At 67.8% G+C, this 19,924-nt stretch carries 18 protein-coding genes and 1 pseudogene; 6 read left to right on the forward strand and 13 right to left on the reverse strand.

Annotated elements, in window-relative coordinates; translation table 11 throughout:
* Nucleotides 1-68 precede the first annotated feature (68 nt).
* The 4 genes from ylqF to ACPYIS_RS00200 all read right to left on the reverse strand — a co-directional run bounded on the left by ylqF (nt 69) and on the right by ACPYIS_RS00200 (nt 3,209).
* On the reverse strand, nt 69-1,046 hold the full coding sequence (gene ylqF / locus ACPYIS_RS00185; protein ID WP_424858815.1) for a ribosome biogenesis GTPase YlqF: 978 nt from the start codon (nt 1,044-1,046) through the stop codon (nt 69-71).
* A gap of 39 nt (nt 1,047-1,085) precedes the next feature.
* The gene (locus ACPYIS_RS00190) at nt 1,086-1,775 is read right to left on the reverse strand and encodes an HAD family hydrolase (RefSeq protein ID WP_424858814.1); all 690 of its coding nucleotides are present in this window, start codon (nt 1,773-1,775) and stop codon (nt 1,086-1,088) included.
* Between the two features lie 98 nt (nt 1,776-1,873).
* Complete coding sequence (locus ACPYIS_RS00195) at nt 1,874-2,179, reverse strand: H-NS histone family protein (RefSeq protein ID WP_299021197.1); 306 nt, start codon at nt 2,177-2,179, stop codon at nt 1,874-1,876.
* A gap of 55 nt (nt 2,180-2,234) precedes the next feature.
* Complete coding sequence (locus ACPYIS_RS00200) at nt 2,235-3,209, reverse strand: RluA family pseudouridine synthase (protein ID WP_424858813.1); 975 nt, start codon at nt 3,207-3,209, stop codon at nt 2,235-2,237.
* Between the two features lie 564 nt (nt 3,210-3,773).
* On the opposite strand from ACPYIS_RS00200, the gene ACPYIS_RS00205 reads away from it, so the two are divergent.
* The 3 genes from ACPYIS_RS00205 (at nt 3,774) to ACPYIS_RS00215 (ending at nt 8,599) form a co-directional block, all read left to right on the forward strand.
* The gene (locus ACPYIS_RS00205) at nt 3,774-6,773 is read left to right on the forward strand and encodes an Rne/Rng family ribonuclease (protein ID WP_424894410.1); all 3,000 of its coding nucleotides are present in this window, start codon (nt 3,774-3,776) and stop codon (nt 6,771-6,773) included.
* Between the two features lie 78 nt (nt 6,774-6,851).
* Complete coding sequence (locus tag ACPYIS_RS00210; RefSeq protein ID WP_424894409.1) at nt 6,852-7,346, forward strand: hemerythrin domain-containing protein; 495 nt, start codon at nt 6,852-6,854, stop codon at nt 7,344-7,346.
* A gap of 98 nt (nt 7,347-7,444) precedes the next feature.
* Nucleotides 7,445-8,599, forward strand: coding sequence for an alpha-hydroxy acid oxidase (locus ACPYIS_RS00215; RefSeq protein ID WP_424894408.1), 1,155 nt, complete (start codon nt 7,445-7,447; stop codon nt 8,597-8,599).
* A gap of 104 nt (nt 8,600-8,703) precedes the next feature.
* Here the strand turns inward: ACPYIS_RS00215 and soxB are convergent, their stop codons facing one another.
* From soxB to ACPYIS_RS00260, 9 genes and pseudogenes are all read right to left on the reverse strand, one after another.
* On the reverse strand, nt 8,704-10,428 hold the full coding sequence (gene soxB / locus ACPYIS_RS00220) for a thiosulfohydrolase SoxB (RefSeq protein ID WP_424858809.1): 1,725 nt from the start codon (nt 10,426-10,428) through the stop codon (nt 8,704-8,706).
* A 121-nt stretch (nt 10,429-10,549) separates the two neighbouring features.
* Complete coding sequence (soxZ, locus tag ACPYIS_RS00225) at nt 10,550-10,861, reverse strand: thiosulfate oxidation carrier complex protein SoxZ (protein ID WP_424858808.1); 312 nt, start codon at nt 10,859-10,861, stop codon at nt 10,550-10,552.
* A gap of 36 nt (nt 10,862-10,897) precedes the next feature.
* Entirely contained in the window at nt 10,898-11,350 is a 453-nt protein-coding gene (gene soxY / locus ACPYIS_RS00230; RefSeq protein WP_424858807.1) for a thiosulfate oxidation carrier protein SoxY, read from the reverse strand.
* 52 nt (nt 11,351-11,402) lie between these two features.
* Entirely contained in the window at nt 11,403-11,735 is a 333-nt protein-coding gene (locus tag ACPYIS_RS00235; RefSeq protein WP_299020179.1) for a c-type cytochrome, read from the reverse strand.
* Nucleotides 11,736-11,829: 94 nt separating this feature from the next.
* Nucleotides 11,830-12,600 carry a c-type cytochrome gene (locus ACPYIS_RS00240; protein ID WP_424858806.1) on the reverse strand — a complete coding sequence of 257 codons (771 nt, stop codon included), beginning with the start codon at nt 12,598-12,600 and terminating at the stop codon, nt 11,830-11,832.
* 11 nt (nt 12,601-12,611) lie between these two features.
* Nucleotides 12,612-13,964, reverse strand: a pseudogene (gene soxC, locus ACPYIS_RS00245) (sulfite dehydrogenase).
* Entirely contained in the window at nt 13,957-14,349 is a 393-nt protein-coding gene (locus ACPYIS_RS00250; protein WP_424894406.1) for an ArsR/SmtB family transcription factor, read from the reverse strand. The pseudogene soxC and the gene ACPYIS_RS00250 overlap by 8 nt, the downstream one beginning before the upstream one ends.
* Nucleotides 14,350-14,483: 134 nt before the next feature.
* Nucleotides 14,484-15,176 (reverse strand): lipoprotein-releasing ABC transporter ATP-binding protein LolD, encoded by a 693-nt coding sequence (lolD, locus tag ACPYIS_RS00255; protein ID WP_424894405.1) that lies wholly within the window; start codon nt 15,174-15,176, stop codon nt 14,484-14,486.
* Nucleotides 15,169-16,437 carry a lipoprotein-releasing ABC transporter permease subunit gene (locus ACPYIS_RS00260; protein WP_424894404.1) on the reverse strand — a complete coding sequence of 423 codons (1,269 nt, stop codon included), beginning with the start codon at nt 16,435-16,437 and terminating at the stop codon, nt 15,169-15,171. The genes lolD and ACPYIS_RS00260 overlap by 8 nt, the downstream gene beginning before the upstream one ends.
* A 56-nt stretch (nt 16,438-16,493) precedes the next feature.
* Between ACPYIS_RS00260 and ACPYIS_RS00265 the strand changes: the two genes are divergently transcribed.
* The 3 genes from ACPYIS_RS00265 to ACPYIS_RS00275 are packed head-to-tail and all read left to right on the forward strand — an operon-like array spanning nt 16,494 to nt 19,875.
* Nucleotides 16,494-17,477 carry a phosphoglycerate mutase gene (locus ACPYIS_RS00265; protein ID WP_299020168.1) on the forward strand — a complete coding sequence of 328 codons (984 nt, stop codon included), beginning with the start codon at nt 16,494-16,496 and terminating at the stop codon, nt 17,475-17,477.
* Nucleotides 17,474-19,219, forward strand: a complete 1,746-nt coding sequence (locus ACPYIS_RS00270) for a single-stranded-DNA-specific exonuclease RecJ (RefSeq protein WP_424894403.1) — start codon at nt 17,474-17,476, stop codon at nt 19,217-19,219. The genes ACPYIS_RS00265 and ACPYIS_RS00270 overlap by 4 nt, the downstream gene beginning before the upstream one ends.
* A complete protein-coding gene (locus ACPYIS_RS00275; protein WP_424894402.1) occupies nt 19,216-19,875 on the forward strand; it encodes an RluA family pseudouridine synthase in 660 nt (219 codons plus the stop codon). Before ACPYIS_RS00270 ends, ACPYIS_RS00275 begins: the two co-directional genes overlap by 4 nt.
* Nucleotides 19,876-19,924: the final 49 nt, after the last annotated feature.

Below are 19,924 nucleotides of genomic sequence, written 5' to 3' on the forward strand. Positions count from 1 at the left end.
CGGGCGCGTCGGCTGGGGGCGAGACGAAAGCGAGGCGGGCTGCATGAACCCGGACTGTAGCAGCGCCTTCAGCGGGGCGTATCCCCCGCCCGATCGTCGTCCCCGGCAGCCGGTGCGGCCGCCTGCGGGCGCGGTCGGCGCTGGGCACGTTGGGCCTGCCGCTCGGCCTCGGCCGCCTCGGCGGCAGCGCGCCACGTGGCAAACGCCTGCGGTGTCTCGAGTGTGATGCGCCCGATGGCACCGGCGCGAAAGTCGGCCAGTAGCGCCTCACCCGCCTTGTGCGGGTCAATGCGCCCACCAGGCAGCAGGGCCCCGCGTTTGCGGCCGATCGCCGCCAGCAGCTCATGGGCGGGCTCGGTGGCAATCTGCTCCACCGTCCCCCCCAAGCGATACCGGGCTGCCAGCAGCCCGGGGTAATCTGCCTGCAGCACACGCAGCAGGGCCAGCGCCACTTCCTCCTCATCGTAAGCGTTGCGGCCCACGGCCCCACTGGCGGCCAACCAGTCGCCACTCTCCGGCACCACGATCTTGGGCCACAGCATGCCCGGCGTGTCGACCAGGTACACGTCGTCGGCCAGCACCACACGCTGCTCTTGCTTGGTCACCCCCGGCTCGTCGGCGGCCTTGGCCGCGCGCTTGCCCACCAAGGTATTGATGAGGGTGGACTTGCCCACGTTGGGGATGCCCGCGATGAGCACCCGCAGCGGCTTGACCATGCCCCCGCGGTGCGGCGCGAGCCGCCGACATTCGGCCACCAGCGTGCGGGCCGGCCCCGGGACGTGCGCGTGCAGCGCGATCGCACGCGTGCGCGGCTGTGCGTTGTAGTGCGCCAACCACTGCTCGGTGCGCACGGGGTCGGCCAAATCGGCTTTGTTGAGCACTTTCAGCGTGGGGCGCGCCCCAATCAGCTCTGCCAGCAGCGGATTGGCGCTGGAGCCGGGCAAGCGGGCATCGAGCAACTCGATGACGACGTCGATGGCTTTGAGCCGCTCGCGCAGCGCCTTGAGCGTCGCGTGCATGTGACCGGGAAACCACTGGACACTCACCGCCAACTCCCCCTCGGTGGAAAAAGGCGTCGGCTGCGCTCACGCATGGTCACGCAGCCAACCATGCAACTCGGCCACCGTGTGCGCCACGAAGCGCGGTTGCAGCGCGCGCAGATCGTCGTGCGGATGGGCGCCATAGGTCACCGCCACCGCGTCGCAACCGGCTTGCTGCGCCATCAGCAAGTCATGAGTCGTGTCACCGATCATCAGGGTGCGCTCGGGCGGCACGTCCAGCTCGTCCATCAGCTCCAGCAACATCTGCGGATGCGGCTTGCTCGCGGTCTCATCCGCCGTGCGCGAGGCGTGAAAGACCCCGTGCAGCGCCACCGTTTGCAACGCGACGTCGAGCCCGCGCCGGCTTTTGCCCGTGGCCACCGCCAGCCAGTGGCCACGCGCGCGCAGATCGTGCAACAGCGGCAGCACGCCCTCGAACAGCGTCACCGCGTGTTGCTGCGCAAACCAATGGTGGCGGTAACGCTCGACCAGGAGTGGCTGGCGCTCGGGCGGCACATCGGGCGCCACGTGGGCCAACGCCTGCGCCAACCCCATGCCGATAACCCACGCCGCGCGCTCGCGCGACGGCGGCTCGCCGCCAACATCACGCACCGCCGCTTGGATGCAGCCGACGATGAGCGCGGTGGAGTCGAACAGCGTGCCATCCCAGTCGAAGGCGATCAGGTCATAGCGACGCGGCCGCGTAGCAGCTGCGAAACGGTTTGGTTCGGTCACGACCCATCCAGAAAGGCAAAGCGCCCCACAGGGGCGACCCTCAAAAAGACGAAAGGCGCTTGACCGGCGCCTTTCGTCGGCCATGGGTGGAAGATCCCTCAGGCGACGCGATAGTTCTCGATGTTGCCGCCCGCCGCCAGGATCTCCCGCACCCACGCGGGCTTGCGACCCGGTCCACCCGACCAGGTTTCGCCATTGGGGCCGCGATACTTGACTTCGCCTTTGCCCCGGCCTGCCTTGCCCTTGCGGCCAGCGGAACCCCCCAAATCTTGCACGGTGATGCCATATTCCGCCATGCGGGCGCGGATCTCGGCGATCACGGCGGCACGCTCTTGCTTGCGCAATTGTTCGGCCTGCGCCAGCAGGGCTTCTGCCTGCGCCTTGAGCTCTGCATAGGTTGCCATAACGACGTTGCTCCTGAATGTCAAAGAAATGTGGCGAACCACATGACTATTGTAATCACAAAAACCGTTGCACGTCACCCCATTGCGCCAATTCGGGCGGCAGTGGGGCCTGCAAGCTCAATTCTTCACCCCGCACGGGATGGCGAATCGACAGCCGCCAGGCATGCAAAAACATACGCCGCAGCCCGGAGCGTGACAGCCAACGGTTCCATTCGAAATCACCGTACTTGTCGTCGCCCGCGATGGGATGCCCGCAATGCGCCAGATGCACCCGAATCTGATGCGTGCGTCCGGTTTTGATCGTCACGGCCAGCAGGCTCATTGGCGGCGCATCGGGCGGCGCGTCCGGTGGCGGTTGCACGGTGCCGAGCACACGCACGAGCGAAATGGAGCGCTGTCCCTGTGGGTCGCGCGCATCGGTGACGCGCACCCGCCGCTCGCCATCGGGCAACAGGTATTTGTGCAGCGGCACATCGATCACCTTGCGCCCGGCGGGCCACACCCCGCGCACCAACGCCAAATAGGTTTTGCCCGTGCTGCGCTGCCGAAATTGATCCTGCAGGGCCTTGAGCGCACTGCGCTTCTTGGCCACCAGCAGCACCCCACTGGTGTCGCGGTCCAAGCGATGCACCAACTCCAGCAGCGGCGCCTGCGGATGCGCCCGGCGCAACTGCTCGATCACACCGAACGCCACCCCGCTGCCCCCATGCACCGCCACCCCGGCGGGTTTGTCCACCGCCAGCAGCACCTCGTCTTCGTACAGCACGGGGAAGGTGCGCGCCGGCACGGCGGGTGCGGCCTCGGGCGAACGCTGGGGCACGCGAACCGGGGGCAGCCGCACATCGTCACCCGGGTGCAAGCGCGTATCGGCACGCGCACGCGCCTTGTTCACGCGCACCTCACCACTGCGGATGATGCGGTAGATCAGTGGCTTGGGCACGCCCTTGAGCTCGCGCAGCAAAAAATTGTCGAGCCGCTGATCGGCGGACTCGGCATCGACGGTGAGGTGACGGACGGCAGGGACGGACATGAAAACGAGCCAAAGGGCCGGGCGGCACGCGGGCACGGTGGGCGGTCTATAATGCCCTTGCTTGTTCGTGCGCCGAAAGATGTTCGGGGTGCCACGAAGTGTACGGCACGCCCAGAGAGGGCGCAGGCAGGCAACCGTTGCCGAACCCCAGGCGGGGTGCCGCATTCGACCCCCGTTGGCCCGGGGCCCAAAGGCCCGCCAGCGGAAAGACGCGCACCGCCGGGATGAACCGACGTCCAGTCAGCGAACCCGAACCGGAATACCCCAAACGTGCAGCCCGCCACCTGTCTGATCTCGCGGCGTCGGTCTGCACGAGGACCCAGTGACCACCGAGACGCCCGCCCACCCGTGTCGTACGACGGCCCGTCATCCCTGTTCACCGTGATCCACGCGCCCATGCCCGGGAGCGTGTCCACACCCTGCCTGGCGCTGCGCCACGCAGGGTGACACGCCTTCCCGCAGCTCTCCGGCCATTCCTCCCTCGTTCGCTCGATCGGTCTGCGGTTTGCGGCATCCGCGCCCCACCGGGGGCGCTCGTACGAGACTGTGTTCGAGGAACGCACGATGAAACGCATGTTGATCAACGCCACGCAGGCCGAAGAGCGCCGCCTGGCGATCGTGGATGGGCAGAAACTGCTCGATTACGAAATCGAAATCGAAGGGCGTGAGCAGCGCAAGGGCAATATCTACAAGGCCGTCGTCACGCGCGTCGAGCCGTCGCTGGAAGCCTGCTTCGTCGACTACGGTGAGGAACGCCACGGCTTTTTGCCGTTCAAGGAAATCTCGCGCCAGTATTTCCAGGGTAACGTGCCACCGTCGCAGGCCCGCATCCAGGACGTCATCAAAGAAGGCCAGGACCTGCTGGTGCAGGTGGAAAAAGAGGAGCGAGGCAACAAGGGGGCAGCGCTGACCACTTTTATCAGCCTAGCCGGCCGCTATGTGGTGCTGATGCCCAACAATCCCCGCGGTGGCGGCGTGAGCCGGCGCATCGAGGGTGACGATCGCGCCGAATTGAAGGCCACGCTCGACAAGCTGGAATACCCCAGCGGCATGAGCATCATCGCGCGCACCGCCGGCATCGGGCGCGAAGCCGCGGAGCTGCAGTGGGACCTCAATTACCTGCTCAAGCTCTGGAGCGCGATCGAAGGCGCCGCCAAGTCGCTGACCAAGCCCGAGTTGATCTACCAGGAATCGACCCTGGTCATTCGCGCCATCCGCGACTATTTCAACAGCGACATCGGCGAGATCCTGATCGACACCGACGATATCTTCGAGCAGGCCAAGGGTTTCATGTCCCACGTCATGCCCGAGTATGTCAACCGGGTCAAGCGCTACCGCGACAACGCGCCGCTGTTTTCGCGCTTCCAAATCGAGCACCAGATCGAGACCGCCTACAGCCGCACCGTCACCCTGCCCTCGGGCGGTGCCATCGTGATCGACCAGACCGAGGCGTTGGTGGCCATCGACGTCAACTCGGCGCGCGCGATCAAGGGGGGTGACATCGAGGAGACCGCGCTGCGCACCAACCTCGAAGCGGCCGATGAAGTCGCGCGCCAGGCCCGCTTGCGCGACTTGGGCGGCCTGATCGTGATCGACTTCATCGACATGGAGGACAGCAAGAACCGGCGCGAGGTCGAAAACCGCCTGCGCGAAGCGCTGCGGCAAGACCGCGCGCGCGTGCAGTTCGCGCCCATCAGCAAGTTTGGGCTGCTCGAGATGAGCCGTCAGCGCCTGCGCCCGACGCTGTCCGAGGGTGCCTCCATCCCCTGCCCGCGCTGCGGCGGCTCGGGCCACATCCGCGACACCGAATCGTCGGCGCTGCAAATCCTGCGCGTCATCCAGGAAGAGTCACTCAAAGACAACACCGCCGCCGTGCTGGTGCAAGTGCCGGTCGAGGTCGCCAGTTTCTTGCTCAACGAAAAGCGCGTCGAGATCACCAAAATCGAGCTCAAGCAGCGCATCAGCGTGCTGCTGGTGCCCAACAAGTCGCTCGACACGCCCAACTACAAGCTCGAACGCCTCAAGCACGACGACCCGCGGCTGGACAACCTGGACGCCAGCTACAAGCTCGCCGACATCGCCGAAGACGTCGCGCTGGTCACCCGCCGCAGTCAGGAACGCACCAACCGGCAAGAGCCGCTGATCAAGGGTGTGCTGCCCGACGGCCCGGCGCCGGTGGCCGCGCCCCGGCCCGAGGCAGCCGCGCCCTCGCCCCACCCCGGCGTGGTGGCGGCGCAGCCCTCTGCCCCCACTCCCGCCCCCGCCGCGCGTGCGGCGACCGCGGCGCCGGTGGCCGCCGAAACGGGCTTCATCGCCTGGCTCAAGCGGCTCTTTGGCTGGCAGGCCGTGCCAGCAGCGGCCACACCGGCACCGGCCGCGCCGGCTGCTACGCCGGCGACCGCGTCGCCCGCACGGCCTGGCGGCGACGAGCCACGCCAGCGCCAGGGCCGCGGCGGCCGTGACCGCCCCCGCAACGACGCCCGCTCGCGCGCCGAGCGATCGGCCGAAGGCCCCTCCGCTGGTACCGGTGATGCCCGGGTATCGCGTGCCGAGGAAGGCGCCACCGAAGGACGCCGCGAGCGCGGAGAGCGGGCGGGCGAGCGCCGTCCACGCAGCGAGCGCCCGGCTCGGCCACCGCAAGCGGACGGTACGCAGCAGACACGGTCGGCATCCAACGCCGCACCCGTCGAGTCCGACGACGTGGCGGCCACCGCCCCGGCAGTGGCGGCGGCTGAGGCTGGCGAGGCCACGACCGACGCGCGCGAACGGGGTGGGCGCGGCGATCGGCGTCGGCGTGGCCGCCGCTCGCGCGGCGATACCGCAGCCGCCGAGACAGCCACCACGCCCGACGCAGCCGTCGTGCCCGACAGCATGACCACGGCTGCCCCCCAGCCGGAAACCGAGGGCGCAAACCCCGATGCAGCACCTGAGGCCGGCACACCCGCGCTGGGAGATGCAGCGGTCGCTACCGACGGCAACGAATCGGCCCCACGCGAGCGCCGCAGCCGCGACCGCTACGGGCGCGACCGTGCCCGCCGGGCGTCCACGCCAGCCACGTCGGATTCGGAAGCGGTGCTCGACACCAGCGCGAGCACGCCGCAGCCCACCGCCGGGGACGGGGACGTGACAGTGGACACCCCGCGGCGCTCGTACTTTGCCCGGCCGCAGACGGCGCCGGCGGGCGAGGCCGAGGCCCCCGCCCAGCCGGCTCCGGCCCCGGTTCCCACAGCCGAAACCCCGCTGGCAGCGGACGTTCCCGCCGAGGCCACGGCACCCGCACCCGCACCCGCCGCGGCGCCGATCGCCGCCAGCGGTGCCGACACTGCCCAACCATTCACCCTCCCCGTAGACGAGCTGGCAGCGCTGGCCCGTGCAGCGGGTCTGGAGTGGGTGCAGTCGGACGCGAACAAGGTCGCTGCCGCGCAAGCCGCCATCGCGGCCGAGCCTGCGCCCGTGCACGTCCCGCGCGAGCCGCGGCCGGCACCCGCGGTCAGCGAAGGGCCGCTGGTGCTCATCGAGACCCGGCGTGATCTGCGCGACATGCGCTGGCCGTTCGACGCGTGAGCCTCCGCGCGCTTCGGGCCGGTGCGCCTTGACCTGCGTCAAGCCGCACGGCCCGCGCCCCCACTACCCTTGCGCGTCATGAGCACCGAGCCCTTTCCCGACATCCCGCCCCTGTACTGGAGCGACGCGCTCGCCACGGGTGACGCGCGCATGGACGAGACCCACGAGGAATTCGTGACCCAGCTCGCCGCGCTGCGCGCGCTGCCACACGACCAGCAGCTCGCGCCCTACCGGGCGTTGGTCGCCCACACGCGGGAACACTTCGCGCGCGAGGAGCGCTGGATGGTCGCGGTTGGCTTTGCGCCCGACAACTGCCACGCCAGCCACCACCGGCAAATCCTCGACACCATGCGCGCGGTGGAGGAGCATTACCTGCAGGGCGACCACGAGATCATCGAGCGCATGGCCGCGGCGCTGGCCGAGTGGTTTCCCATGCACGCGCAGACCATGGACGCGGGGCTCGCGCAGCATATGCGCGCGGTCGGCTTCGACTCGCGCAGCGAAACCCTGGCCGACCCCAGCCGCGTGCGCCCCGCCACCATGACGGGCTGCGGCAGCGTGCACTGCAGCTAAAACCCCTGCGCGCGTTTTTCTTCAAAGCGCGCCAGCCGCATTTCACGTGACGGGCTGGGGGCATCGGCGCTACGATGCGCGAAAAACGAGGAGACCCCATGCCCGTCATCACCTGCATCGAAGACCTGCGCCGCCTGGCGCAGCGGCGCGTGCCGCGCATGTTCTACGACTACGCCGACAGCGGCTCGTGGACCGAGAGCACCTATCGCGCCAACGAATCGGACTTCCAGCCCATCCGCCTGCGCCAGCGCGTGGCCGTGCCGATGGAGCCGCGCAGCACGCGCACCACCATGGTCGGCCAGCCCGTGGCCATGCCCGTGGCGCTGGCGCCCACAGGGCTGACCGGCATGCAACACGCCGACGGCGAAATCCTCGCCGCACGGGCGGCCAAGGCGTTTGGCGTGCCGTTCACGCTCTCCACCATGAGCATCTGCTCGATCGAAGACGTCGCCCAGCACGCCGGCGAAGGTTTTTGGTTTCAGCTCTACGTGATGCGTGACCGCGACTTCATCGCGCGCCTGATCGACCGCGCCAAGGCCGCCCGCTGCGGCGCGCTGGTGCTGACGCTGGACCTGCAGATTTTGGGCCAGCGCCACAAAGACCTGAAAAACGGTCTGTCGGCACCGCCCAAACTGACCCTGCCCAACATCCTGAACATGATGACCAAGCCGCGTTGGTGCTGGGGCATGTTGCGCACGCCACGGCGGCAGTTCGGCAACATCGTGGGGCACGTCAAAGGCGTGGCCGACATGGGCAGCTTGTCGGCGTGGACGGCGCAGCAGTTCGACCCCACGCTCAACTGGGCCGACGTCGAGTGGATCAAAAAGCGCTGGGGCGGCAAGCTCATCCTCAAGGGCATCATGGACGTCGAGGATGCCAAGCTTGCCGCCAACTCGGGGGCGGACGCGATCATCGTCAGCAACCACGGGGGCCGCCAGCTCGACGGCGCCGAGTCCAGCATCCGCGCGCTGCCGCGCATCGTCGAGGCCGTCGGTTCGCAGATCGAGATCCACCTCGACAGCGGTATCCGCAGCGGGCAAGATGTGCTCAAAGCGCGCGCCCTCGGCGCACGGGGCACTTACATCGGCCGTGCCTTTCTGTACGGCCTGGGTGCGATGGGCGAGGCGGGCGTGACCAAGGCATTGGAGATCATCCACAAAGAACTCGACCTGACCATGGCCTTCACGGGCCACACGAACATCGAGACGGTGGACCGCTCGATCCTCATCCCCGGCACCTACCCCACGCCCTGACCGATTCGGGCGACCATCCCGGCCCGCACACCGTCTGCACACACCCGGCCCGCAAAAAAGCCCGCCGAGGCGGGCTTGGGGCGACGGCAGAAATCGCGAACGGCTTACGCTGCGATGCCGGGATTGCCGCCCACGTTGATGATCTTCGGTTGGTTGACCTTGACCGGCTTGATCACCTTCTTGTCGCGCAGATACGCTGAAACCACGTCCCAGATGGGGGTGCCGGTCACGCCTTCCTGCACCGACGCCCAACCCGCGACCTTGTACTTCTTGTCGGCCTCCAGCGGCTTGCCGCGCAGCGTCAAGTTCTGGATGCGCTGGCCCATGCGCGCCGTGGGGTCGATCGTGTACTGGATGCCGCCCACGCGCACCATGTCGCCGCCCTGCTGGTAGTACGGATCGGGGTTGAACAGGTTGTCGGCCACGTCCTCCATGATCTCCTTGATCTGGGCGCCAGTAAATTCGTTGAGCGTGGTGGCCGGATAGGTCATCGCCATCTGATCCATCATGCGCTCATAGGTGATGGCATCGCCCGGCAGCAAGCTGGTACCCCAGCGCACGCCTGGCGAGAAGGCGGCATCGGCGCCCTTGACCTCCATGAGCGCATCCAGGATCAACTGGTCCCAGGTGCCGTTGAAGTTACCGCGGCGGTACAGCAAGCCCTCGGTGACCGCGAGTTTTTCCTCCAGCTTGGCCTTGTACGGTGCGCGCACCTGTTCGATGAAGCGGGCCATCTCCGCGTCCGCCGGCAGCAGGTTGGAAAACACGGGCAGCAATCGATACTGGTAGCCGCGCACCTGGCCGTCGCGCACATCGAAGTCGAGCACGCCCAGAAACTTCCCGTTCGAGCCGGCATTGGTCACCAGCGTCTGACCGCCGGCATTTTTGACGATCACGGGCGCGGGCATCCCGTCGTGGGTGTGCCCGCCCAGGATGGCGTCCACCCCGCGCACCCGCGAGGCCATCTTGATGTCGACGTCCATGCCATTGTGCGACAGCACGACCACCACCTTCGCCCCTTTGGCGCGCACCTCGTCGACCATCTTTTGCAGGTGATCGTCGCGGATGCCGAACGTCCAGTCCGGCACCATCCAGCGCGGGTTGGCGATCGGCGTGTACGGGAACGCCTGCCCGATCACCGCCACGGGGATGCCGTTTTGCTCCTTGATAACGTAGGGCTCGAAGACCAGCTCCTCGAAGTCCGCCGTCTTGACGTTGTGGGCGACGAAGTCGATGTGACCCTTGAAGTCCTTCTCGACGATTTCCTTGACGCGCTGGGCACCGAACGTGAACTCCCAGTGCGGCGTCATGATGTTGACGCCGAGCAACTTGCAGGCGTCGACCATGTCTTGCGCATTGGTCCACAGCGACGTCGCCGAACCCTGCCAGGTATCGCCCCCGTCGCACAGCAGCGCGTGCGGTCGGCTCGCCTTGAGCATTTTGACCAGCGTGGCCAGGTGTGCAAACCCCCCTACCTTGCCATACGTCTTGGCCGCGCGCGTGAAATCCAGGTACGTGAAGGCATGCGCCTCGCGCGTGCCCGGACGGATGCCGAAATGCTTGAGCAGGTGCTCGCCCACCAGGTGGGGCGGGCGACCCTGGGCCTCGCCGAGACCCAGATTGACGCTGGGCTCACGAAAATAGATGGGGGTCAACTGCGCGTGGCAGTCGGTGAAGTGCAAAAAACTCACATTGCCGAACTTGGGCACATCGTAGAGCCGATTGGCAGCGCCCGGTTTGGCGGCCAACACGTCCTCGTGGGCGATGGTCATGCCAGACGCACTGGCGACGGCCAGCACCTGCAAAAACTCGCGGCGGCTAAAACTCATGGTGACGGTTCCTGTGGAAGCGGAGGTATCGGGGATGACAAAAAAGGCCAGCGGGCCGTGGGGTCCGCTGGCCCTCGGTGGACTGCGTCAGCGCAGCCCTGGGCGCTGGGGCGCTGCACGCTCAGGCGATGGCCGCCTCGTCGGTGCGCGACTCGCCCTTGTTGTCGGTCCACTTGACGACGACCTTGTCGCCCTTGGCCGCACCCTTGAACTTGAAGCTCAGAAACGGGTTTTGCGACACCGCCCCGCTCCACATCGCCTTGAGCACTTCTTTGCCATTGTGCGTGGCCACCACGTCCGTGATGTAGTGCGCCGGCACCAAGTTGCCCGACGCATCACGCCGCGTCCCTGGCTCCATCGGGTGGCTCATGAGCACCCGCACCGTCGTCACCCCACCGGCCTCGTTGGCCCGGATGCGCATCGGATCTGCCATGTCTGTTCTCCTTGTCTTTCCTTGCGTGGTGTCAGTTCAGCCGCCGCAGCCGCCGAGCGTCACCTTGGTTTCCTTGACCGCCGAGTACAGCTTGCCGTCGGCCTTGACCACCGCCAGCACGTTGGTGCTCTGCCCCATCTTCAGACGGGTCTGCACGTCGGCTTCCGTGCCCGCCGGGATCATGAACGCCGCCGCCAGCGGCGTCGGGTTCTTCTCCACCAGCAGGTAGATCTCGCTCGTGTTGGGGATCTTGCTGACCGCGCCCACCGGCACCACGGCACCGTTTTCGGCGATGTCGGGCGAAATGATTTGCACCTGGTCGCTCGTGGCCGGCTGCCCACCCACGGCCTTGAGCGCATCGGCCAGGCTCTTGGCCGCAAACGCGTCGCGGTTGGCCGCCAGCGCCTGCTCGGCCGTCACGATCCCCAGCGACACCAGCGTCGCCAGCGCAGTGCCGGTCTTGAGCACGGCACGTCGGTTTTGTTTCATGTTCAACTCCTTGTCAAACGAAGGTCCACGACGCGAATGCAACCGCATCGCGTCACTTGTCGGGGGCACCCGCCAAAATCCACTCGGCAAGCAATTTCGCGTCATTGTCGCTCAAACCGGCTTGGGCCGGCATCGGCACCGGGCCCCACTTGCCCGCGCCGCCCTTCTTGATCGACGCCGCCAGTTCTTCGGGCTTCATGCCCTTGTACTTCTCGGCAATGGCCTTGTACGCCGGGCCGACCATTTTCTTGTCCACGGCATGGCAGCCCATGCACGCGCTCTTTTGGGCCAGCGCCTTGGCAGCGGCGGCGTCCATCGCGTGCGCGGGGACGGCCAACACCGCAACGGCGCCTGCGGCGATCGTCAGCAACGTCTGGATCTTCATCTCTCAGTCTCCTGGGTGGTGAATAGCCCGCTGCACGGGCCAGTGGGTTTGGATCGAAGGTTACAGGGTAGGTTCACTGTCTTTGCGTGAGGGGCTACTTGCGCGGTGGCTTGGTGGTGTCCCAGCCGCGCGTCGGACCAATCACTCGCTGTTGCTCGAACAGGTTACCGTGGGCATCGCGCATGTTCTCCGGCAACATCGACTTGATGTTGCCGTCGATCGGACAATCTTTCATGCATCGAGTATTGCGCACGTCGGGTTTGCCAGTGAAGGCATAGTTCGGCAACCACATCCCGTGCTCCAGCGTCATGCCGTTGCGGTTGGGCATGATCTTCTGGACTTCGGCGATATTCTGGTCGCTCAGCACGAAGTCCTCGGGCACAATGTCACCCAGGTGCAGGATGTAGGCCACGACGCCGTAGACGTCTTCGACCGACAGCGATTTGGGCGCGTTCCACGGCATGGCGCGGTTGATATAGTCCCACAGCGTCGAGATCGTGGGTACTTTCATCAGCGTGGTGCGCTGCGGGTAATGGGCCTCGGCGCGCAGATTGGCCACGCGGCCGGTTTCCATGTCTTTCTTGGTCGTGCCACCCACGATCGGCGTGAACACCTCGTTGGATTCGCCAAACTCGCCATGGCACGAGGCGCACTTGGTGTCCCACACTTCCTGCCCGTGGCGGACCGAACCCGACCCTTTGGGCAGACCCTTGAAGTCGGGGCGCACGTCGATGTCCCAGGCTTTGATCTCCGCCGGTGTCGGGGCGCGCCCCAAGTTCGCCCAAGGTTGGTTGGCTTGCGCGGCACCGGCCATGCCCGCGCTCAGAAAGGCGGCCGCGATGGCCGCACGAAGGGGGGATGTCATGCGCTTCATCTTCAGTACACCTGCACGTTGGAGACTTCGCCGTTTTCCGCGACCAGCCAGCTCTGGATAGCGTTGTTGTGGTAGATCGACCGGGTACCGCGCACGGCACGCAACTGGTTGATCTTGGGCTGCACATAACCCGTGGAGTCGATCGCGCGGCTTTGCAAAATAGCCGGCTTGCCATCCCAGACCCAATCGAAGTTGAAGCGCGTGAACGCTTTGGGCAGGATGGGTTTTTCGAGCCGTGCAGGACGCCAGGTACGGCCACCATCGACCGATACGTCCACCGCTTTGATGGTGCCGCGCCCCGACCAGGCCAGCCCCGAGATGTTGTAGTAACCGCGATCCAGCAGCGTCTGACCGCCCGACGGGGTGGTGATGACGCTCTTGCATTCTTGGATACCGCTTTACTGGCGGTGCAGGCCGTTGGGCAGCAGGTCGATGTAGTGCACCGACTCGTCCTTGGTGCCCCAGGGCTTGTCGCCCACTTCGATGCGACGCAGGTATTTGACCGAGCTGACCGCCTGCACGCCCGGCACGATCAAGCGCAGCGGGTAGCCGTTCTCGGGGCGCAGCATCTCGCCGTTTTGCCCCCAAGCGACGATCACGTCGTCCATGGCGAGTTCGATGGGGATGGTGCGCGTCATCGACGAGCCGTCCGCCCCCTCGGCGAGCACATACTTGGCGCGCTTGCGGTCGATGCCGCACATGTCCAGCAGCGTCGACAGCAGCACCCCCGTCCATTCGGAGCAGCTGCACATGCCGTGCGTGTACTGCACCGTCGGCACGGCGACGTTGGCCCACTCCATCGCGGTGTTGGCGCCGCACTCCAGGAAGTGGATACGCGACACGCTGGGCAGGCGCATCAGCTCGTCCATCGTAAAGACACGCGGGCGCTTGATCAGGCCATCGTCGCCATGAATCATCAAGCGGTGACCTGAGGGGTCGATGTCCCACCAGCCTTGGTGGTGGCGCTCGAAGTGCAAGCCGCTGGGTGTGATGATGCCAAACAGCCCTTGCAACGGTGTGAAGCTAACCGACGCTTGCGACACGCGGGTCAGGCCCGGGCTCTCGCGGCGCTGCAGGTTGCTCTCCCACTTGCTGGGCATACCATAGCCTCGTGCCGCGACGGGCTGACCCAGACCCGTGGTGTGTTCGGGCAGCTTGAGGATGGCGTCCTCGCCCTCGGGAGCGGCAAGCGCTTTGCCCCCCACCACGGCCGAGGCTGCACCCGCCCCCATCGCCAACGCCTTGCCCATGAAGCTGCGTCGGGCCTTGCGGGCCTTCTCGAGCAGCTCCGGACTCAGATGATTCTCCGGCGCGGGCTGTACCCGGCCGATGACTTCACGGAGGTTGTCAGACACTGGTTTCTTCCTTTGATTCGACGGGGAATACCGACTCCAGCCCACCAGCGGTGCACCCCTGCCCCGAACCGGGGCGCACCTGCGCACGGCACACTTGCTGCGCGATCAGCCGACACAAGTCCCACTGCGGCGAGCGGGCAGCCCGGTAAAACACCCGACTGCCATCCCGACGACGCTCCAACAGACCCGCCTGGTGCAGTCGCGCCAGATGGCGCGATACATTGGGCTGCTCCAGACCCGTGATCTGCATGATGTCGTTGACGCAGCGCTCCTCGTCGCAGACCGCGTGCAGGATTCGCAACCGCGTCGGCTCCCCCAACAGACTGAAATAACGTGCGACCGACTCGTACATCGGCAGCAGCGCATCTGACGGAGAGGGCGACACCGAGGAATCCACGGCTGAAGTATATGATTGATTGCGAATATGGCGATTAGTGTAAACCCGAATGTTCGATGCCGATGAGCCGGTCTGCATCGGGACGCCAACGGTTCGACACCGTGTGCGCCCCGCGGCGCCCATCAGACGCCGTCGGTCAACCGCCCGGCGGTGAGCCGCAAGCGACGATCACAGCGCGCCGCCAGCTCCGCGTCGTGCGTCACCAGCACGAACGCTGTGCCCTGCGATCGCGCCAGTGACAACATTTGATCGAACACCGCGCTTGCCGTCTCGCGGTCCAGATTGCCCGTGGGTTCGTCGGCCAGCACGCACGCCGGCTGCGTGACCAGCGCACGCGCGATTGCCACGCGCTGGCGCTCGCCACCCGAGAGCTCGGCCGGCCGGTGCGCCAGCCGCTCGGCCAGGCCCACGCGCTCGAGCCACTGCGCCGCCTGGACGGCCGCGGCGCTGCGCGCCATGCGGCGTATCCACAGCGGCATGGCCACGTTGTCCTGGGCGCTGAACTCGGGCAACAGGTGGTGAAATTGATAAACGAACCCGAGGTGACGATTACGCACCTGCCCCTGCCGTGCTGGCGACAGGCGGTGCAACGCCTCGCCCAGCAGGTGCACCTCGCCACTGGTGGGCGCATCCAACCCTCCCAGCAAATGCAGCAACGTGCTTTTGCCGGAACCCGAGGCCCCGACGATGGCCACCGTCTCGCCGGCGTTCACCGTCAAATCGACCCCGCGCAACACGGTCACGTCGAGCCGCCCCTCGCGAAAACGCTTGCACACGCCGCGGGCCTGCAACACGATGGAGCGGGCCTCACTCATAGCGCAGTGCCTCCGCGGGGTTGATGCGGCTGGCACGCCAGCTCGGGTAGAGCGTGGCAACGAACGCCAGCAGCAACGATACGATCGCCACCGGCACGATGTCGGCCGCCTGTGGGTCGCTCGGCATGCGGCTGATGAGGTAGATATCCTGTGGCAGGAAGTTCACCCCCAGCAGCCGCTCCAGTGCCGGGACTAGCGTGTCGATATGGAAGGCCACGCCCAGGCCGAGTGCCAGGCCGATCGCCGTGCCCACGATGCCAACCGCTGCGCCCTGCACGACGAAGATCGCCATCACGCTCGTCGGACTCGCCCCCAGCGTGCGCAAAATGGCGATATCGGCGCGCTTGTCGGTCACGGTCATGACCAACGTCGAGACCAGATTGAACGCTGCCACGGCGATGATGAGCGTCAGGATGATGGCCATCATGCGTTTTTCGACCTGCACCGCGGCAAACCAGGTGCGGTTGGCACGCGTCCAGTCGCGCACGACGATGCCAGTGCCGAGCTCCGCCGCCAAACGCGCTTCCAGATCGATGGCCACCTCGCGCGCCGCCTGCATATCGTCCAGCCGCACGCGCACGCCCGTGGGGCCCGCGACGCGAAACAGCCGCTGCGCGTCGGCCAGGTGCACCAGCGCCAGCGTGGCGTCGTATTCGTAGTGGCCAGAATCGAACAACCCCACCACCGTCATCTGCCGCAAGCGCGGCACGACGCCAGCAGGCGTCAATTCGCCCGAGGGCACCACTAGCGTTACCGCGTCGCCGGGCACCACGCCCAGCGAACGCGCCAGCGCCGCCCCCAGCACGATGCCGAAGCGCCCCGGCTGCAGCGCCCCGAATGCGTGGGTGGCCAGATCCGCCCCCAGCGCCGTCACCGATGGCTCGAGCGCAGGATCGATGCCGCGGATCACGACGCCCCTCATGTCCTGGCCGCGCGCGAGCAGCCCCTGCGCGGCGACGAACGGTGCGGCCGCCTGCACGCGCGGGTGCGCACGCACCTGCGCCAGTACCGCGTCGGGGTCCGCCAGCGCGTCGCCCGAGGCGGACAGCACCTCCACATGGGACAGCACCCCCAACATACGGTCGCGCACCTCTTTTTGAAAGCCATTCATCACCGACAACACGATGATGAGTGCAGCCACCCCCAGCGCGATGCCCAGCATGGAGACGGCGCTGATGAAAGAGATGAAACCATTGCGGCGGGCTCCGCGGCCGGCGCGCGTGTAGCGCCAGCCGATCACCCATTCGTACGGTAGCGGCATGGGATGTTCCAAGATCAGCCCCGATTGTGCCGCAGCGCTTGCGCCACAATCGGGCCATGCCCGAGGTTCGTCACTGGATCATCGCCTACGCCGCCCCCCCCGACGGTACCGACATGCCCATCCCGCCGCTGCCAGCACTGCAGCGCTGGCTGGCGCGCGCCGTCCCGCACGCCTCTTACGACGGCGACCCCTGGAGCCTGACGCCCCCGCACGAACACGCGCTGGCGCGCGCGCTCGGCTGGTCCATCGAGGATGGACGCCTGCCTTGGGCCGCCTGGCACGCCGGGCGCGCGGGCGTCGCCTGCGCCTGGCTGTGGCCGTGTGCGTGGCAGGCAGGGCTCGACCATATCACCCTCATCCCGCCGCAGGCGCTCGATCTGCGTCCAGACGAAGCCGTGGCCCTGAAAGCGGCGTTTTCCCCCTACGCGGCGGAGGACGGCATCGCGCTCGACGATGACGGCAGCCCCGGGCGCTGGCTTGCCGAAGGCGACCTGTTCGACGGCTGGACGGGTGCCAGCCTGGACCGCGTGGCGCACCGCCGCGCCGATGTCTGGTGGCGCGACGCGGGCTCGCAACCCAGCGCACGGACGCTGCTGCGTCTGCTCAACGAGGCGCAAATGCTCTTTCACGACCACCCGGTGAATGCGGCGCGGGTGGCGCGCGGTGCGCTGCCGATCAACGGCCTGTGGATCAGCGGCGCTGGGCGCTGGCGTGGCGACGGACCGCGCCCCGCCGAGGCGAGCGTGCAACTGATCGACGCGCTGGTCGAACCCGCCACGCGCAGCGATGCGCCGGGCTGGGCCGCCGGCTGGCAGGCGTTGGAGCCCGAGCTGGCGAATTGGATGGCCGCGGCCGACGCCGATGGGCAGCCGCGCTGGCTGACGCTGTGCGGCGAGCGCGGCTGGCGCACCTGGCGGCTGGACCCCGGCGCCGACCCCGCGCCGTGCCCGCGGCGAGGCTGGCGCGACTGGTGGCAGCGGCTGTACGGTCGGCCAGCGACGCCGGCTGCGGCCGTGCTCGACTGGTGGAGCGGACTGTGAATATCACAGCGCGCGACATCCCACCGCGAGCCGCCTGGGCACTGGAGCAAGCGGGTACCCATCCGTTGCTCGCGCGGCTGTTTGCGGCGCGCGGCGTGCAACAGCCCGAGGAGGTGGACGACGACCTGGCACTGCTGCCCGCGCCCGATCAACTGCTGGGTGCCCGCGCGGCCGGCGAGCTGCTCGCCGATGCGCTGCAGCAGGGGCTGACCATCGGCATCGTGGCTGACTACGACTGCGACGGCGCCACCGCCTGCGCGACCGCATGGCGCGGCCTGCGCCTGCTGGGCGCGCCGCTGGGCTGGGACCGGGTACGCTATTTGGTGCCGGACCGCGTGCGCGATGGCTACGGACTGACCCCCACGCTGGCCGAGCGCGTGCGCGCGATGGGCGCCGACATCTTGCTGACGGTGGACAACGGTATCGCCAGCCTGGATGGCGTGGCGCACGCCCGGGCGCTGGGGATGCAAGTGCTCATCACCGACCATCACCTGCCGCTGGTGGTGGACGGTGAGGTGCGCTTGCCGACGGATGCCGTCATCGTCAACCCCAACCAGCCGGGCTGCCCCTTCCCCAGCAAGGCGCTGGCGGGCGTGGGTGTGATGTTTTATGTGCTGTTGGCGCTGCGCGCCGAACTGCGCCGGCGCGGGGTTTTCGGTCCGCGTGACCAGCCGCGCCTCGACGGTCTGCTACCCCTGGTGGCGCTGGGCACGGTGGCCGACGTGGTACGGCTGGACGCGCACAACCGGCGCCTGGTGGCACAAGGGTTGCGCCGCATTCGCGCGGGCGCCCTACCACCCGGCATGGGCGCATTACTGGCCGCGGCCGGGCGCAGCGCCGCACGCGCCACCACCTTCGACCTGGGTTTTGCGCTGGCGCCGCGCCTCAACGCCGCCGGGCGTCTGAGCGACATGGGGCTGGGCATCGAATGCCTGATCACCGACGACCCGCAGCGCGCGCACGAGCTGGCGCAAACGCTCGATGGCATCAACCGCGAGCGACGCCAGGTCGAATTCGCCATGCGCGAGCAGGCGCTGCTGAGCATGGCCGAGCGCCACGGCGCCGACCTCGACCCCGACACCGCGCCGCCCGCGCTCACCGTCTTCGACCCCTCGTTTCACGAGGGGGTGGTTGGCATCGTCGCCGCGCGTCTGAAAGACCGGCTGCACCGACCGGTATTCGTTTTCGCTGCGGCGCAGAGCGACGACGGCCTGCCCTGTCTGAAAGGGTCCGGTCGCTCGATCCCGGGCTTTCACCTGCGCGACGCACTGGACTGGATCGCCAAGCGCCAACCCGGACTCCTGCTGCGCTTTGGGGGCCACGCGATGGCGGCTGGCTGCACCCTGCCGGCGGACGGCCTGCCCGCATTCGAAGCCGCACTCCAGGCCGTGGCCCGCGACTGGCTCGACGCCGCGACACTGCAGCGCCAGCTCGACACCGACGGCCCCTTGCCCGCGGAGTGGCGACAGGTGGACACCGCCGACCTGCTCGACGCCCAAGTGTGGGGCCAGGGATTTGCCCCGCCGCTCTTCAGCGAAGAGGTCGAGGTGCTCGGTCAGCGCATCGTGGGCGAGCGGCACTTGTCGCTGCGACTGCGCATCGGTAGTGACATGATCGACGGCATCTGGTTCGGCCGCACCGACCCCCTGCCGCGCCAGGCGCTGTTGGCGTACCGGATCGTCGCCGACGAGTGGCAGGGTCAGCGCCGCCTGCGCTGCGTCGTCGAGGGAGCGGCCGCTTGATCCTCGACGGCGTCCCGCTCGTGCACATCGACGACGACCTCGTGGTCGTGGACAAACCCGCCGGATTGCTGGCGGTGCCCGGCCGCGGCCCGGAGAAGGCCGATTGCGTGCTGCACCGGCTGCAGCGCCAACTGGGGCCGCTGGGCGTCGTGCATCGGCTCGACATGGACACTTCGGGCCTGATGGTGCTGGCGCGCACGGCAGCCGCGCAACGCACGCTGTCGATGGCCTTTGGCGCGCGCCGCGTGCACAAACGCTACGTGGCCGTCGTGGCCGGCATCCCCCTGCCACCGACCGCTCCCGACGGTTGGGGCGACATCCGCCTGCCCCTGATCGTGGACTGGCCGCGGCGCCCGCGCAGCAAGGTTTGTTTCCGCACCGGCAAACCCAGCCACACCCGCTGGTGCCTCTGCGGCACGGAACGCCACGGCCCCGCCTGGGCCGCGCGCGTTACGCTCGAGCCGATCACCGGCCGCTCGCACCAGCTGCGCCTACACCTGGCGGCGCTCGGCCACCCCATTCTGGGCGACCCCCTGTACGCCCCACCTGCGCTCGCGCGCGCCACGCCGCGCCTGCTGCTGCATGCCAGCGAACTCGCCCTGCCCCACCCGGCCCACGGCCAGTGGATGGCGTGGTGCAGTGCGTGTCCGTTTTGATCCCCTCCGCCCACGGGCAACGCCGTCACCACGCTGGCACCAGCCCGCC

Source organism: Tepidimonas sp. HKU78, from assembly GCF_049860815.1.
Taxonomy (GTDB): Bacteria; Pseudomonadota; Gammaproteobacteria; order Burkholderiales; family Burkholderiaceae_C; genus Tepidimonas.